Source organism: Terrabacter sp. Soil811, assembly GCF_001429655.1.
GTDB lineage: Bacteria > Actinomycetota > Actinomycetes > Actinomycetales > Dermatophilaceae > Terrabacter.
Window position 1 is genome coordinate 377,378 of record NZ_LMSX01000007.1, and the last position, 14,630, is coordinate 392,007.

At 71.7% G+C, this 14,630-nt stretch carries 14 protein-coding genes, 2 tRNA genes and 1 riboswitch; of the genes, 5 read left to right on the forward strand and 11 right to left on the reverse strand.

What is annotated here, in order from left to right; genetic code table 11:
• Positions 1–166: 166 nt before the first annotated feature.
• The 6 genes from ASH01_RS08660 to dcd are packed head-to-tail and all read right to left on the reverse strand — an operon-like array spanning position 167 to position 5,106.
• Positions 167–1,099 carry an ABC transporter substrate-binding protein gene (locus ASH01_RS08660; RefSeq protein ID WP_056774280.1) on the reverse strand — a complete coding sequence of 311 codons (933 nt, stop codon included), beginning with the start codon at positions 1,097–1,099 and terminating at the stop codon, positions 167–169.
• Complete coding sequence (locus tag ASH01_RS08665; protein ID WP_056774283.1) at positions 1,096–1,953, reverse strand: ABC transporter permease; 858 nt, start codon at positions 1,951–1,953, stop codon at positions 1,096–1,098. Before ASH01_RS08665 ends, ASH01_RS08660 begins: the two co-directional genes overlap by 4 nt.
• Positions 1,950–2,591 carry an ABC transporter permease gene (locus tag ASH01_RS08670; protein WP_056774286.1) on the reverse strand — a complete coding sequence of 214 codons (642 nt, stop codon included), beginning with the start codon at positions 2,589–2,591 and terminating at the stop codon, positions 1,950–1,952. Before ASH01_RS08670 ends, ASH01_RS08665 begins: the two co-directional genes overlap by 4 nt.
• Positions 2,588–3,739 carry an ABC transporter ATP-binding protein gene (locus ASH01_RS08675; RefSeq protein ID WP_056774290.1) on the reverse strand — a complete coding sequence of 384 codons (1,152 nt, stop codon included), beginning with the start codon at positions 3,737–3,739 and terminating at the stop codon, positions 2,588–2,590. Before ASH01_RS08675 ends, ASH01_RS08670 begins: the two co-directional genes overlap by 4 nt.
• A gap of 51 nt (positions 3,740–3,790) precedes the next feature.
• Positions 3,791–4,531 carry a serine aminopeptidase domain-containing protein gene (locus tag ASH01_RS08680; protein WP_082619615.1) on the reverse strand — a complete coding sequence of 247 codons (741 nt, stop codon included), beginning with the start codon at positions 4,529–4,531 and terminating at the stop codon, positions 3,791–3,793.
• Positions 4,528–5,106, reverse strand: coding sequence for a dCTP deaminase (gene dcd / locus ASH01_RS08685; RefSeq protein ID WP_020143865.1), 579 nt, complete (start codon positions 5,104–5,106; stop codon positions 4,528–4,530). The genes ASH01_RS08680 and dcd overlap by 4 nt, the downstream gene beginning before the upstream one ends.
• 104 nt (positions 5,107–5,210) lie before the next feature.
• On the opposite strand from dcd, the gene ASH01_RS08690 reads away from it, so the two are divergent.
• Entirely contained in the window at positions 5,211–6,743 is a 1,533-nt protein-coding gene (locus tag ASH01_RS08690; protein WP_056774293.1) for an AAA family ATPase, read from the forward strand.
• An 83-nt stretch (positions 6,744–6,826) separates the two neighbouring features.
• On the opposite strand, the gene ASH01_RS08695 is transcribed toward ASH01_RS08690, so the two are convergent.
• Together ASH01_RS08695 and ASH01_RS08700 are read right to left on the reverse strand one after the other, a co-directional pair.
• Positions 6,827–7,696 carry an SMP-30/gluconolactonase/LRE family protein gene (locus ASH01_RS08695; protein WP_056774298.1) on the reverse strand — a complete coding sequence of 290 codons (870 nt, stop codon included), beginning with the start codon at positions 7,694–7,696 and terminating at the stop codon, positions 6,827–6,829.
• Entirely contained in the window at positions 7,696–8,127 is a 432-nt protein-coding gene (locus tag ASH01_RS08700) for a hypothetical protein (RefSeq protein ID WP_056774299.1), read from the reverse strand. The genes ASH01_RS08695 and ASH01_RS08700 overlap by 1 nt, the downstream gene beginning before the upstream one ends.
• 110 nt (positions 8,128–8,237) lie before the next feature.
• Here ASH01_RS08700 and ASH01_RS08705 point away from each other — a divergent pair.
• Positions 8,238–8,311, forward strand: a tRNA-Gly gene (locus ASH01_RS08705).
• A 62-nt stretch (positions 8,312–8,373) separates the two neighbouring features.
• On the opposite strand, the gene ASH01_RS08710 is transcribed toward ASH01_RS08705, so the two are convergent.
• Together ASH01_RS08710 and ASH01_RS08715 are read right to left on the reverse strand one after the other, a co-directional pair.
• Positions 8,374–10,005 (reverse strand): DUF6345 domain-containing protein, encoded by a 1,632-nt coding sequence (locus ASH01_RS08710; RefSeq protein ID WP_056774303.1) that lies wholly within the window; start codon positions 10,003–10,005, stop codon positions 8,374–8,376.
• Positions 10,006–10,132: 127 nt separating this feature from the next.
• Entirely contained in the window at positions 10,133–10,651 is a 519-nt protein-coding gene (locus tag ASH01_RS08715; RefSeq protein WP_235509578.1) for a C40 family peptidase, read from the reverse strand.
• A gap of 34 nt (positions 10,652–10,685) precedes the next feature.
• A riboswitch (cyclic di-AMP (ydaO/yuaA leader) is annotated at positions 10,686–10,828 on the reverse strand.
• A 421-nt stretch (positions 10,829–11,249) separates the two neighbouring features.
• Between ASH01_RS08715 and ASH01_RS08720 the strand changes: the two genes are divergently transcribed.
• Positions 11,250–11,744: an FBP domain-containing protein gene (locus ASH01_RS08720; protein ID WP_056774307.1), complete on the forward strand. Its 495-nt coding sequence runs from the start codon at positions 11,250–11,252 to the stop codon at positions 11,742–11,744.
• 112 nt (positions 11,745–11,856) lie between these two features.
• Positions 11,857–11,930: transfer RNA gene (locus tag ASH01_RS22925), tRNA-Gly, on the forward strand.
• Between the two features lie 203 nt (positions 11,931–12,133).
• Here the strand turns inward: ASH01_RS22925 and ASH01_RS08725 are convergent.
• Complete coding sequence (locus ASH01_RS08725; protein WP_056774310.1) at positions 12,134–12,340, reverse strand: hypothetical protein; 207 nt, start codon at positions 12,338–12,340, stop codon at positions 12,134–12,136.
• A gap of 253 nt (positions 12,341–12,593) precedes the next feature.
• Here ASH01_RS08725 and ASH01_RS08730 point away from each other — a divergent pair, with 253 nt between their 5' ends.
• Positions 12,594–14,456 (forward strand): acyl-CoA dehydrogenase, encoded by a 1,863-nt coding sequence (locus ASH01_RS08730; RefSeq protein WP_056774313.1) that lies wholly within the window; start codon positions 12,594–12,596, stop codon positions 14,454–14,456.
• The last annotated feature ends 174 nt before the right edge of the window (positions 14,457–14,630 follow it).

Consider the following 14,630-nt stretch of genomic DNA (forward strand, 5'->3'; position numbering starts at 1 on the left):
CTGTAATGAGAACCATTCTCGGTGGTGCTACATTCCCGGTACGGCCGAGTCAGCCCGGCCTGTCCTGTCGGGGCACGACCGAGGCCCCCGCATCCGACGCGGGGGCCTCAGGCGTGTCCTGCGGACAGAAGGCGTAGGCCGTCAGCCGCTCAGCAGGTGCCCCGGATCAGGCGAGACCGGCGCTCGCGAGCCACGTCTTGGCGACCTCGCTCGCGTCCTTCTTGTCGACGACGACCTGCTTGACCATGTCGGCGAGCGACGTCGTGTCGAGCTTGGCCGCGACCGGGTTGAGGGCCGCCTTGAGGCTGTCGGCCTTCTCGGTGCGCACGAGCGGCACGACGTTGTCGGAGCCGAAGAGGCTCTGCGGGTCGTCGAGCACGACGAAGCCGTCGGCCGCGATGGACGGGTCGGTGCTGAAGATGTTGGCGGCCTTGACCTGGCCGTTCTTCAGTGCAGCGACGGCGGCCTGGCTCTGCAGCGCGCGGAACTCCTTGGGCACGACGTTGTAGACCGACTTGAGGCCGACGAGGCCCCGCTGGCGGGTCTTGAACTCCGGCGGCGCCCCGAGCGTCAGCTCGGCCTGGTGCGCGGTGAGGTCGGGGATCGCCTTGAGCGACCACGCATCGGCCGTCTCCTTGGTGACGGCGATGGAGTCCTTGTCCTCGGCCGCGGACTTGTCCAGGACCGAGAGGCCCTCCGGCACCGCCTTCTGCAGGGCGGCGTAGACCTCGTCGGGCTGGGTGACCTTGGCGTTCTTGTCGAAGAAGGTGAGAAGCGTGCCGGAGTACTCGGGGAGCACGTCGACCTCGCCACCGGAGATGGCCTTGAGGTAGGTCTCGCGGCTGCCGATGTTGAACTGGCGCGTCACCGTCATGCCCTTGGCCTCGAGGGCCTGGGCGTAGATCTCGGCGAGCAGGGCGCTCTCGGGGAAGTCGGCGGAACCGACCTTGACCGAGCCGGCGGCGCCGGTCGATCCACCGGTCCCGCCGGCAGCGGGGCTCGAGGCAGGGGCGAGCGGGTCGCCGCCGCCACCGCAGGCGGCGAGCGGCACGACGGCGGCGAGGAGCAGGCCCGCGGCGAGGAAGCGCGTGCGTGTCATGGTCGGTCCCTTTCGGATGGGGTGCCCGTGGCGGCGGTCGCCTCCACGGGGCCGGTGCTGCCGGAGCCGACGACTGCGGCCTGCCGCGAGTCGGGGTCCGAGCGGTCTGCACCGTCGGGGTCTGGTTCGGAGTGGGGATCGGAGTTTCGTGCGCGTGAACGGGCAACACGCGTGGCCCGTCCGGAGATTCCCGGTGAGACGGCCCTCTTCTCGAGCAGGGCCAGGAGGCCGTCGGCGACGAGGGCCAGGACGGCGACGAGGATCGACCCGGAGACCATCTGCACGTAGTCACGCGAGGCCAGCCCGTCGATGAGGTAGCGGCCGAGGCCGCCGAGGCTGACGGAGGCCGCGATGGTGGCGGTGGCGATGACCTGGAGGGTCGCGCTGCGCAGGCCGCTGAGGAAGAGCGGGAGCGCGATGGGGGCCTCCACCTTGGTCAGCACCTGCCAGCCGGTCATGCCCATCCCCCGGGCCGCGTCGCGCGCAGCGGGCTCGACGCTGTCGATGCCGGCGTAGGTGCCCGACAGCAGAGGTGGGATCGCGAGCAGCACGAGGACGGTGATGCTCGGGATGACGAAGGCGAGATCGCTCTGGATGAGCGGCCCGACGAACATCGACACGGCGAAGAGCAGCCCCAGGGTCGGGATGGCCCGGGCGGCGTTGGCGCCCGTGACGAGCCAGCGCAGGCGTCCGGAGTGGCCCACCCAGGCGCCGAGCGGCACGGCGACGACGAGCGCGATGAGCAGGGTCAGCCCGGTGTAGAGCAGGTGCTCGAGCACGCGGTTGGGCACGCCGTCGGTGCCCTGCCAGTTGGCCGGGTCGGTGAACCAGGCCCAGATCGTCGCGAGGCTCATGCGGCCACCGCCCTGGTCCAGGGGGTGAGGAACCGCGAGACGACCTGGATGACGAGGTCGAAGACGAGCGCGAGGAGCAGGCACGCGACGATGCCGACCCACACCTCGGTCGGGAAGGAGCGGGCGTAGCCGTCCGTGAGGAAGTAGCCGAGCTGCGAGATGCCGATGAGCGAGGCGACACTGACGATGCTGACGTTGCTCACGGCAGCGACGCGCAGGCCGGCCGCGATGACGGGCACCGCGAGCGGGAGGTCGACCGCGCGGAACCGGGCGAACGAGCCGTAGCCCATCGCGATGGCCGCTTGCTGCGTCGACCCGTCGACGGAGGAGAGCCCGTCGGCGACGGTGCGGGTCAGCAGCGCCACGGTGTAGACGGTCATCGCGACGATGACGTTGACGGGATCGAGGATCTTCGTGCCGAGCAGCGGCGGCAGCAGGATGAAGAGCGCGAGCGACGGGATCGTGTAGAGCAGACCGGTCGTCGTGAGCAGCACGGCCCGCAGCCGCGGCCGGCGCACCGCGAGCCAGCCCAGAGGGAGGGCGATGACGAGACCGAGCACGAGCGGCAGCCCCGCGAGCCAGGCGTGCTGGCCGGCGCGGGACATGATGTCGCCGATGTGGTCGAGGGCCCAGGTCACCGGGCGGTCGCCTCCTCGGCGGGGGCTTGGGAGGCGACGGCGTCGCGCCGGGCCTCGATCGCGGGGATCACCTCGGCGGCGCGGATGGTGCCGACGAGGCGTCCGTCGTCGTCGGCCACGACGCCACGCCCGCTCGGGGACGACAGGGCCGCGTCGAGCAGGGCCCGCAGCGATCCGGTGGTCGAGGCCACAGTGCCACCGCGGTGCAGGACCGTGCGCGTCACCTCGGACTCGACGGCAGCCGCCCGGACCCAGCCCAACGGCTCGCCCGCTGCCCCGACGCACAGCACCCATGGCGTACCGACGGCTCGGACGTCGTCGGCACTGGCACCGAGGGACACGGTGGGCTCGTCGGCGAGCGAGAGCTCGGGAGCCGCGGCGAAGGACAGCGCGCGGTAGCCGCGGTCGCGGCCGACGAAGCCGGCGACGAAGTCGTCGACGGGGTCGGCGAGGAGCTTGGCCGGCGAGTCGAGCTGGGCGAGAACGCCGCCCACGCGCAGGACCGCCACCTGGTCGCCGAGCTTGACGGCCTCGTCGATGTCGTGGGTCACGAAGAGGATGGTCTTGCCGAGGTCGGACTGGAGCCGCAGGAACTCGTTCTGGAGCTGCTCGCGCACGACGGGATCGACGGCCGAGAAGGGCTCGTCCATGAGCATGACGGGCGGGTCGGCTGCGAGCGCGCGGGCCACACCGACGCGCTGCTGCTGGCCGCCGGAGAGCTGCGCGGGATAGCGCTTGGCCATCGCCGGGTCGAGGCCGACCCGCTCGATGAGCTCCATGGCCCGCGTCCGCGCGGTGCGCTTGTCGGTGCCGAGCAGCCGCGGGACGGTCGTGACGTTGTCGAGGACCGTGCGGTGCGGGAAGAGACCGGCGTGCTGGATGACGTAGCCGATGCCGCGGCGCAGCTCGGCGACGTCGAGCGAGGCAGTGTCGCGGCCGTCGATCGAGATGGTGCCGGACGTCGGGGTGATCATCCGGTTGACCATGCGCAGCGTCGTCGTCTTGCCGCAGCCCGAGGGACCGACGAGGACGGTGATCTTGCCCGTCGGGGCCTCGAGGGTCAGGTCGTCGACAGCGACCGACCCGTCCCCGCGGTCGGTGCCGGACGCATCGGCGTATCGCTTGGTCACGCCCTCGAAGCGGATCATGTCCCTCAACGTACCCGCCTGCCCCGACCGCGCCGCGATCCTCGTCGAGGGTCAGATGTCGACCGTGACGCCCCCGGAGTGCACGACCCGGGCGACGACGGCCCCGATCGGGCCGGATCGCGGCTCCCCCGTGCCACCGAGCTCGTTCGCGAAGGTGGCCTCGACGACCTCAGCGACGAGGGCGGTCCAGAGCCGGGCCCGCACGAGCATCGCGTGGTCGGCGCGCGCGACGCGGACGAGGGAGGCGTCGAGACCGTCGGCCTGCATCTGCTCGACCGCGCGGCGGGTGCGGACGAGCGAGCAGATGACGTCACGGTCGCCGTGGACGAGGACCGTGCGCCGGCCATCGCCCGGGTGCGGGTCGCCCGGCTCGACCCACGGAGCGAGGCCGACGACGAGGCGGACGTCGGGCTCGTCGCCGACGAACATCGCGACCCGGCCGCCCATCGAGTGACCGACGAGGGCGATCGGGACACCGGGGTATGCCGCCCGCACCTGTGCCAGCGCCCACCGGGCGTCCTCGACGGGCATCGCGTCGCCGTTCCAGCCACGGACGCGGAAGCGGAGTCGGGCGACGGCGATCGGACCGGGCACCCTCTTGAGGGACCGGGCGAACGGCACGAGGCGCGCGACGTTGTGCGACCAGGGCCGGTTGGGCTCGTGCCCGTCGACGGCACCGCCGTGCATGACGAGGGCGACGACGGCCGCGTCCGCGGGTCGCGCGTCCCAGACCAGGGAGGCCAGCGGCATGCTGTCGCCGTCGGCCGCGGTGGTGTCGAGGTCGGCGCTCACACCTGGGTGCGGTGGAAGCTCGCGAACGAGCGGCTCGCCGTGGGACCGCGCTGCCCCTGGTAGTGGGAGCCGTAGGCCGCTGAGCCGTAAGGGTTCTCGGCCGGCGAGCTGAGGCGGATGAAGCAGAGCTGGCCGATCTTCATGCCGGGGTAGAGCATGATCGGCAGGGTCGCGACGTTGGACAGCTCGAGCGTGACGTGGCCGGAGAAGCCGGGGTCGACGAAGCCGGCGGTCGCATGGGTCAGCAGGCCGAGCCGTCCGAGCGAGCTCTTGCCCTCGACGCGCGCAGCGAGGTCGTCGGGGAGCGTCACGGTCTCGAGCGTCGAGCCGAGGACGAACTCGCCCGGGTGCAGCACGAAGCTGTCCTCGTCGGGACCGACCTCGACGAGCCGCGTCAGCTCCGGCTGCTCGGCGGCCGGGTCGATGTAGGGGTACTTGTGGTTGTCGAAGAGCCGGAAGAACTTGTCCAGCCGGACGTCGACGCTCGACGGTTGGACCATCGAGGGGTCCCACGGGTCGAGCACGACCCGCTCGGCGGCGATCTCGGCCCGGATGTCCTTGTCGGAGAGCAGCACGGGACGAGGCTATAACGCCGGGCCGGATTCGCCCCGACACTCCTGCCCGACTCTCCTCCCTCGCGGACGCCCCACGGACGCCGTCGGCGACCTATCGTCACGTCATGGACCCCTCCGACCCCTCCGGCCCGGGCTCCGGCCGCGCCGACGACGCCCTGCTCGCCGACTTCCACTCCGTCCTCCGGCGGATCCTCGAGTCGCTACCGTCCGACGAGGCCGGACAGCGGCTGTCGGACGCCCTGCGCGAGCACCTCGGGGTCGAGCCGCACCTGCTGGCCGTCGTCTCGGCGACCGTGCTGCCGCACCGCCTCGTCGACGCGGACATCGCCCTGTCCGAGGTCGCGGGCGCCGATCCCGACGCCGCCGTCATCGGCATCGCCGGCGACGCGCGTCACCACATGTCGCTCGGCGACCTCGTGCAGCGCTTCCACGGCCAGGTCATGTCGGTCGGCCAGGTCGACTACGACCGGATGCCGACCGGCCCCGGCAAGGACGACCAGCGACAGGTCGTGACCTCCGGCATCCGCCTCTTCCACTTCGACGGACACGCCGTCGCGGTCCGTCAGCAGGGCATGAACCGACAGTTCGGGCGCGAGTCCGGGACCATCGAGGTCGTCGCCCGCGACCGCGACGTGTCCGACGCGCTCATGGCGCGCATCCAGGAGCTCATGGACGAGCGCAGCGTCATCCGCGGCCAGGTCGTGACGTTCGGCTCGGACCCCTACGGCCCCGGCATGGCGGGCGTGACCTTCATCGAGCGACCGACCGTCGACGCGGCCGCCGTGGTGCTGCCCGACGGGGTGCTCGACCGGGTGGCGCACCACGTCATCGGCATGGGCGAGCACCGGGAGCGGCTCGTGGCCCACGGGCAGCACCTCAAGCGCGGGGTCCTGCTCTACGGGCCGCCCGGCACCGGCAAGACGCACACGGTGCGCTACCTGCTCTCGGCGACGCCGGGCACGACGGCGGTGCTGCTGAGCGGCGGCTCGTTGCGCTTCATCCACGACGCCGCCAAGGTCGCGCGGGCGCACCAGCCGGCGATCGTCGTCCTCGAGGACTGCGATCTCGTCGCCGAGGACCGGTCGTTCGCCCCGATGGGGGCCTCTCCCCTGCTCTTCGAGGTGCTCGACGCCCTCGACGGCCTCGACTCCGACTCCGACGTCGCCTTCGTGCTGACGACGAACCGCGTCGAGGACCTGGAGGTCGCCCTGTCGCAGCGGCCCGGCCGTGTCGACCTGGCCGCCGAGATCCCGCTGCCGGACGCCGAGGGCCGTCGCGAGCTGCTCCGCCTCTACGGCGGGCACCTCTTCGGCCCCGAGGCGATCTCGGCCGCGGCCGCCCGGGCCGAGGGCACGACAGCGTCCTTCGCCAAGGAGCTCGTGCGGCGCGCGGTCCTCGCGGCGGCGGTCGCCGACGAGCCGCCGGCCGACGACCACCTCGGCCAGGCCCTCGACGAGCTCCTGTCGGACGCGCAGGCGCTGACGCGCAGCCTCCTCGGCGTGGGCGGCAAGGACGAAGACGGCGCCGCCGTCGACCCCGGTGGTATGCCGTCCGGCCGGCTGCGACCGCGTCGCCCGGTCGTGCTCCTCGGCCCGTCCTCCGACGGCGGGATGACCCGCCCGGGACCACCGCCGTGAGGTGACGCGTGCCGAGCGCGCCCGGGCCCCGCTGCGCGACCCGGGCACACGGCATACGCCCTCGGTGGTCTGGGGGCTGCTGCTCAGCCGGCGAAGGCGCGCACCGGCTGCCCCGGCACCGCGACGCGCACGCGGAAGACGGCTCCGGCCTGGGGCTCGGGGTCGTCGAGGTTCTCGCGCGACGTCGTGACGTAGAGGTCGCGCAGGTCGTCGCCGCCGAACGTGCACGCCGTCGTCAGGCGCACGGGGACGGCGACCTCGGCGAGCACGTCGCCCCCCGGTGAGTGGCAGCGGACGCGGCCCGCGCCGTTGAGGGCGACCCAGACGTTGCCGGCGCTGTCGACCGTGAGCCCGTCAGGGTGGCCGACGTCGTGGGTGACGAAGGGGCGCCGGTCGGTGAGCTCGCCGTCGACGACCGTGAAGACGTCGGTGCGGCCGGTCGGGGTGTCGTCGTAGTAGGCGAGCCGGCCGTCGGGCGAGAGGTCGATGCCGTTGGAGATCGTCACGTCGGGCAGCAGGGTCGTGACGTCGCCGTTGCCGTCGACACGGAAGAGCCGCGCGCTGCCGGGCACGCGGTCGTAGCCCATCGTCCCCGCCCACAGGCGGCCCTCGCCGTCGACGCCGCCCTCGTTCATCCGGACCGCCGGGTCGTCCCAGAGGTCGAACCACGGGGCGGGTGTGCCGTCCGGCTCGTCCGCGAGCGCCAGACCGCGCTCGGTCGCGACCACCCAGCCGCCGGACCTGCGTGGCCGCACGAAGGCGGCGACGTCGCCGACGTGCAGGCGGTCGACGGAGCCGTCGGCGCGCAGGGTCAGGACGTCACCGGCGAGAAGGTCGACCCAGCGCAGCCCACCCCACGTCGGCGACCACACGGGCCCCTCGCCGTGGTAGCAGACGGCGTCGGTGACCTGCTCGAGCTCTCCCGTCACGATCGGGCCGCCGTCGGCAGCCATCAGTCCCACCACACGCCGACGTAGTGGTGGCCGTCGGGCACGACCGGCCCGTCGACGAGCCACTGCGCGCTCGCGGCGGGGCCGCCGCTCGACTCGGTGTCGGCATCGATCGTCATCGCGTCGACCTCCTCGGGGAGCAGGGTCGTGATGACGGCCACCCCACTCGCGTAGGGCCATTCGTCGTCGGGGAAGTCCTGGAACTCGAGGACGTCGAGCTCCACCCGCACGTCGTGCACCTCCGGGTGCTCGCGCAGCTCGAAGAGCACCCGGCGCACGGTGTCGAGCGGCACGTCCTCGGGACGGTTCGGCGCGATGCACCACTCGCAGTCGTTGCCCTCGAAGAACTGCTCGAGGGTGACGGCCACCTGGGCACTCGCCCCGCCGCGCTCGCGGACATGGTCGACGAAGGCGGTCTGCTTGGCGAGATCCATGACGGTTTCGGCCCCTGGGGTCGCGTTCCTGGCACTGGCGCGGTGTCGGCTACACTGACGCCGCGTGCCGCCTTGCGGACCCTTTCGCGGGGCACCTCCGGGCGGCCCGTGCGAGCGTAGCTCAATGGTAGAGCGCCAGCTTCCCAAGCTGGATACGCGGGTTCGATTCCCGTCGCTCGCTCCACACGACGCGAGGGCCCCGACCGGTATGCCGTTCGGGGCCTTCGCTCGTCTCGCGGCGTCCGCCTAGCAGGTCGTCCACATGCAGACGAGCTGCGTGGGTGCCGTCGGGTCAGCGGCGACCGAGCCGTGGCCCCAGATGTGGTCGCCAGAGGGGTCGACGCCCGCCTTGGTGACCCACATGGCACCCACCCACACGTCCGGGCCGTCGGGCGCGGCCTCTCCGTTCGTGGCTGGCTGGACCTCCTTGGCGGTCCGGAACCAGGCATCGATGACGCTCATTCCGTCGCGGGTGTAGCGGGCCAGCTTGCGTCCCTCATCGGTGTTGTCGAAGGTGATCGCGCCGTAGCCGAGCATCGTGTGCAGGCCGTCGAAGGCGCCGTCCCAGCGGCTCAGCACGTCGCCGCCACCGGCCGAGATGACGTCGTCCTGGAGCGGCCCGCAGGCGGCCACGGCGAACCACTCGAGGTCGTTCTGGCCGTAGAGGTCGCCGGGTGATGCCGGCGCCGCACCGACGGAGCTCGGGGTCAGGAGCACCGACTGCTTCTTGCCGGGCACGCACAGCACCCAGCCGTTCTGGTTGGCGTGGCCGGTGTAGAAGACGAAGTCGGCGGCGTCGACCCACGTGTCGTCGTCGGAGTGCCAGTCCGACTCCCAGGCGTTGAGGTCGCCCCAGTTGAAGTTCGTCTGCCACCCGTCGGCCGACAGGCCGTCGACGAAGCCCTGGGCGTTGGCAGGGCTGCCACCCAGGGGCGTGCTCTGGTCGATCTGCCTGACCCAGCTGGTGCCCGCCTCGCTCGGGTTGACTGCACGGTCGGCTCGGGCCCCGTTGCGGTCGAAGGGTCTCCGGGCTGCCGGGGGCCTGTCCCCCCGCTCCGACTGCTCCTCCACCTGCGCAAAGACGGGTCCGCGGTCGGTGGCCGCCACGAAGGTGTGGCGCCCGTGCACGGTCGATCGACCCCTGCCACCGGCGTGCTCGACGTCGAACGCGCTCGTGAAGACCCACACCGGCGTGAGCACCTCCTGACCGACGTCACCCGGCGCGAGGTAGTACGCGAGGTAGGCACCCTCGCGGTCGAGCTTGTCGCCCGAGCCGAGCCTCTCGAACGCCTCGTCGACGTCGAGCGCGTCGACGAACGTCGGCTCGCCGACCGGGCGGAAGCCGCCGTTGGCGCCGATGAGCCGCCCCCCGTCACCGAAGGTGAACGAGAGCTTCCCACCACCGCCGATGACCGGGAGGACCTTCGGCTCCGAGTCGACCCCGGGGTTGCGGATGCCGAGGGTGAAGCGTGCCTGCACGTCCAGCTGCCGGGTGCGCCGGTCCGCACGTGCGCGGCGGCGTGCCCGTGCAGCGACGTGGGTACCGCCGGGGCCGAGCTCGACGAGCTCGACGAGCTCACCGGTCCGCGGCGCGAGGGCGTGGCGCTCCATGAGGTCCCTCGCCCGCGCGTAGGCCTCCTCAGGCGTGGGCAGCACGGGTCGCAGGGATGGGTTGTGCAGCTGCGAACGGTCCGCCGCGAAGAGCTCGCCGGAGGCGGTGAAGACCTCGAGCACGAGGTTCTCGTCGGAGACGGAGAGACGGTCCCCGTCCTCGGTCACCTCTCCCCGCAGCTCCAGCAGGTCGGCGGCGAGGGCGGCGACGCGTTCGAGGTCGAGCCGCGGTCGGCCCAGCTCGAAGACGGGCAGTGACGTGGTCATGGAGATCTCCCTGGTCCGGACGTCGGACGACGCAGGGGACAGAGGCCCACGGGACAGTCACTGATACGCCGTCCCGTGGCCGGTGGCGGACGCGCCCGACACCGGTCACGGGACGGTGTGACGGGCGTCAGGGCATGCGGCCTGCGACCCAGCTCGTCGTCCAGATCCTCGAGAGCTGGACGCGCTGGCCGGGTCTGGGTGCGTGCCAGACCTTGCCGTAGCCGGCGTAGATGCCGACGTGGTAGGCGCGGCCCCCGGACATGAAGAAGATGAGGTCGCCCTGCTGGACGTTCGCCTTGCTGATGCGGACGCTGGCGAGTCTCTGTGCGTTGGCGGTGCGCGGGACGCCGACGCCGAGACGGGTGCGGTAGGTGTAGTAGACGAGGCCGGAGCAGTCGAACGCCGACGGGCCCGCGGCCCCGTAGCGGTAGGGATCGCCCTGCTGTGCGGCGGCGATCCTGACGGCGGTCCTGCCGCGCGCAGCACGCGTGGCGGCCGAGACGTAGGCGACCGGTTTGGCCTTGATGGTGACCGGAGCGGTTCCCGCTCGAGAGGCCGCCTGGGGCGTCACCGACGATGTCGGCGCGCTACCCGTCCCGACGAGGAGGGCGGCTGCGAGAAGTGGCGTGATAGCCAGGGACTGCAAGGGAATTCGGCGTGCAAGGGTAGAAGCGGGCATGGTGGATTCCTTCCCACGCCTGTGAGGTGAGCTGTCGGGTTCGGGCGGAAGATGCCCGGCCGCAGATGCGGCTTCACCCCAAGGACCGGCTGGCCGGCCCGAAAGTGGGTCCCCCACTCCTGTCCGTTATTGCGTTGCTGCCCCACCGGTGGACAGGACTCGGCGTGCGGTGGGCCGCTCGGGGGAGACCCCGGGCGATGAGCATCCATCGACGGTGACAGACAGGTCACGAAAAGGGTCCTACACGAACAGATTGTGGCAATAGTTGACAAGTCAAATGCGGTGGGAGCGGACATTCCGTCGGCCACCGCGGCGTGATGGACGTCCTCGGCAGCCCACGGCATACGCAGTCCGGCGCTGCTGCGCTCCGGTAAACCGGTGGACCACCGCGGACGTCGTGACACACCATGGACGCTGCTCCGTCGGGGCACGTCAGTCGTCAGCGGGGAGGCCCGCGGAGAGGTGGGTGGCCGTCATGGCCTGCTCAGCGGTCAGGGTCCCGCCCCACCTCCCCCACCCCGGCTGACCGGGTCACCCGGTCCTGCCCGACTGACAGGAACAGACCGTGAAACCATTGACGGACAACGAGATTCGCGCCTCCTTCGTCAACGCCTCCCGGCGTGAGGCCAAGCAGGCCACCCTTCCCGCCGACCTCGACCTCGGATGGCGCTGGGAGACGCTCGACTACCTCGGCTGGGTCGACCGCAGCAACCCGCAACGGGCCTACGCCGTCGTCCCGGTCGACGAGGAACCCGTCGGCTTCCTCCTCCGGACCGCAGAGCGCACGCGCAAGGCGAGCGCGATGTGCGCCTGGTGCGAGGACGCCTTTGCGACGAGCGAGGTGGCCCTCTTCGTGGCCCGGCGGGCCGGGGCATCCGGCCGCGAGGGCAACAGCCTCGGCACCCTCGTGCACGCCGACTTCAGCTGCTCGACGCACGTCCGGCGCCCGCCGAACGGCATGGAGGGCGGCCTCGACCCGCTCGCCCTCGACGAGCGACGTGTCGAGGAGCTGCGGGCGCGGTCGTCGGCCTTCGCCCGCCGCCTGCGCGACGGCTCGTGACCGTCGGCTGACCTCGAGCGCGTCGGCCCGGACCCGAGCGGGCGGTCCGGCGGCGCGCCCGAGCGCCGTTTGGACGTCGCGGCCCGACTGTTGCTACGGTTGGCGACGCCTCGCAGGCGTAGTTCAGTAGCAGAACAGCCTTCTTCCAGAAGGAAGACGTACGTGCAATTCGTGCCGCCTGCTCCAGATGGGAAGGGCCCGGTCTCCGTGACCGGGCCCTTCTGCTGTCCGGGCCCTTCTGCTGTCCGGGCCCTTCTGCTGTCCGGGCCCTTCTGCTGTCCGGGCACGTATACCGTCCGGGCACGTATGCCGTCCGGGCACGTATGCCGTCCGAGCACGTATGCCGTCGGGTCGGGGCTCGCGGGCCGGGTGGCCGGCGCTCCCCACCGTCAGCGCTCGTTGCCGCGCCGGTAGTTGCCGGTCGCCCGGGCCAGGGCGTGCTGGACCGCGTCCTCGTCGTCGCCGTCGAGCACCCGTTCGAGCCGGCGTGCGGCTGCGCCGGCGACGAGCCGGCCACCCCGGCTCACGCGGATCTGGCCCGAGGCGGTGCGCTGCCAGTCGAAGGGGTCCAGGGCGAGGCGGTGACGGGCGTCCATGTCCCCATCCCAGCGGCTCCCGACGCGTGACGCACCCCGTTTGCGACCGGGCCGTCCCGGCGACGGGTGCGTGGCGCACAGGCCGGCCGGGCGGCATACGCCCTCGGAGGCCGCTCGTGGCGCAACCGTGACCTCTCCCCCTTGCGATCGTTACCGGTCAGTAGCATCATGGAAGTGACCGGCCAGTAACTTGGCGCGCCCGCCGACGACAGCGCGGACGCACGACGAGCGACAGAACGTGGAGGGTCCCCGGATGGGCCACTACAAGAGCAATGTGCGTGACCTCGAGTTCAACCTCTTCGAGGTCTTCAACCGTCAGGACGTCCTCGGCACCGGCATCTACGCCGACGTCGACGTCGACGCCGCCAAGGACATCCTCCGCGAGGTCTCACGCCTCGCCGAGCACGAGCTGGCCGACAGCCTGCTCGACAGCGACCGCAACCCGCCCGTCTACGACCCGGTCGGCCAGTCGGTGACGATGCCCGAGTCGTTCAAGAAGTCGTTCAAGGCCTACGTCGACGGCGACTGGGGCAACCTCGACGTCCCCGCCGAGCTCGGCGGCATGGTCGTGCCGGCCTCCCTGCGCTGGTCGGTCGCCGAGATGGTCTGCGGCGCCAACCCCGCGATCCACATGTTCACGGCGAGCTACTCCTTCGCCAACCTCCTCTGGCACCTCGGCACCGACGACCAGAAGAAGCTCGCCAAGCACATCGTCGACCAGGCCTGGCACACGACCATGGTGCTCACCGAGCCCGACGCCGGCTCCGACGTCGGCGCGGGCCGCACCAAGGCCGTCCAGCAGCCCGACGGCACGTGGCACATCACCGGCGTCAAGCGCTTCATCACCTCGGCCGAGTCCGACATGGTCGACAACGTCGTCCACTTCGTCCTGGCCCGCCCCGAGGGCGCAGGCCCCGGCACCAAGGGCCTCTCCCTCTTCATCGTGCCGAAGTTCCAGGTCGACCTCGAGACCGGCGAGCTCGGCGAGCGCAACGGCGCCCACGTCACCAACGTCGAGCACAAGATGGGCCTCAAGGTCAGCACCACGTGCGAGGTCACCTTCGGCGAGCACGAGCCGGCCGTCGGCACCCTGCTCGGCGACGTGCACGACGGCATCGCCCAGATGTTCAAGGTCATCGAGAACGCCCGGATGTTCGTCGGCACCAAGGCGATCGCCACACTCTCGACCGGCTACCTCAACGCCCTCGAGTACGCCAAGGAGCGCGTCCAGGGCGCCGACCTGACGCAGATGACCGACAAGGCGGCGCCGCGCGTCACCATCACGCACCACCCCGACGTCCGCCGTTCGCTCATGCTCCAGAAGGCGTATGCCGAGGGCCTGCGAGCCCTCGTCATCTACACCGCGAGCCAGCAGGACGCGGTCAACCAGGCGCAGGCCGGCAACCCGGCCGTGCCGCTCGAGAGGGGCTCGGCGGCCGAGGTCGCCAACCGGATCAGCGACCTCATGCTGCCCCTCGTCAAGGGCCTCGGCTCCGAGCGCGCCTGGGTGCTGCTCGGCACCGAGTCGCTCCAGACCTACGGCGGCTCGGGCTTCCTGCAGGACTACCCGATCGAGCAGTACGTCCGCGACGCGAAGATCGACACGCTCTACGAGGGCACGACCGCCATCCAGGGGCTCGACTTCTTCTTCCGCAAGATCGTCCGCGACAAGGGCCAGGCCCTGCAGCACGTCGCCGGACAGATCCAGGAGTTCGCCAAGGACCTCGGCGGCTCGCTCGACACCGAGCGCGAGCTGCTGGGCCGGGCCCTCGAGGACGTCCAGGGCATCGTCGGCCACATGATCGGCGACGCCATGAAGAGCGACCCGCGGATGGGCGGCGACACGGCCAACCTCTACAAGGTCGGCCAGAACACGACCCGCCTGCTCCTCGCGGCCGGTGACCTCGTCGTCGGCTGGCTGCTGCTCCGCCAGGCCGAGGTCGCCCAGAAGGCTATCGACGGCGGCGCCACGGGCAAGGACGCCGACTTCTACCGCGGCAAGGTCGCCGCAGCGTCCTTCTACGCCAAGAACGTCCTGCCGAAGCTCGCCGCCGAGCGCGCCATCGCCGAGGCCACCGACAACGACCTCATGGACGTCCCCGAGTCCGCGTTCTGACGCGCACCACCCCTCACCTCGAGGCGCCCCTCCCCACCCGGGGAGCGGGCGCCTCGTCGTCTCACGACGGCGTGCGTATGCCGTCCGCCCCGGTCACGGGGTGCCGTGGCGGGCGCGCGGTGGCGCGGCCGTGAGTGGAACGCGAGCCGGCTCGGTCGCGACGACCGAGGGGGA

What these genes read in the sequence shown, in the direction of transcription:
- ASH01_RS08660 (WP_056774280.1), bottom strand. Translation starts at nt 1,099, where the DNA reads ATGACACGCACGCGCTTCCTCGCCGCGGGCCTGCTCCTCGCCGCCGTC.
- ASH01_RS08665 (WP_056774283.1), bottom strand. Translation starts at nt 1,953, where the DNA reads ATGAGCCTCGCGACGATCTGGGCCTGGTTCACCGACCCGGCCAACTGG.
- ASH01_RS08675 (WP_056774290.1), bottom strand. Translation starts at nt 3,739, where the DNA reads ATGATCCGCTTCGAGGGCGTGACCAAGCGATACGCCGATGCGTCCGGC.
- ASH01_RS08690 (WP_056774293.1), top strand. Translation starts at nt 5,211, where the DNA reads ATGGACCCCTCCGACCCCTCCGGCCCGGGCTCCGGCCGCGCCGACGAC.
- ASH01_RS08695 (WP_056774298.1), bottom strand. Translation starts at nt 7,696, where the DNA reads ATGGCTGCCGACGGCGGCCCGATCGTGACGGGAGAGCTCGAGCAGGTC.
- ASH01_RS08700 (WP_056774299.1), bottom strand. Translation starts at nt 8,127, where the DNA reads ATGGATCTCGCCAAGCAGACCGCCTTCGTCGACCATGTCCGCGAGCGC.
- ASH01_RS08710 (WP_056774303.1), bottom strand. Translation starts at nt 10,005, where the DNA reads ATGACCACGTCACTGCCCGTCTTCGAGCTGGGCCGACCGCGGCTCGAC.
- ASH01_RS08725 (WP_056774310.1), bottom strand. Translation starts at nt 12,340, where the DNA reads ATGGACGCCCGTCACCGCCTCGCCCTGGACCCCTTCGACTGGCAGCGC.
- ASH01_RS08730 (WP_056774313.1), top strand. Translation starts at nt 12,594, where the DNA reads ATGGGCCACTACAAGAGCAATGTGCGTGACCTCGAGTTCAACCTCTTC.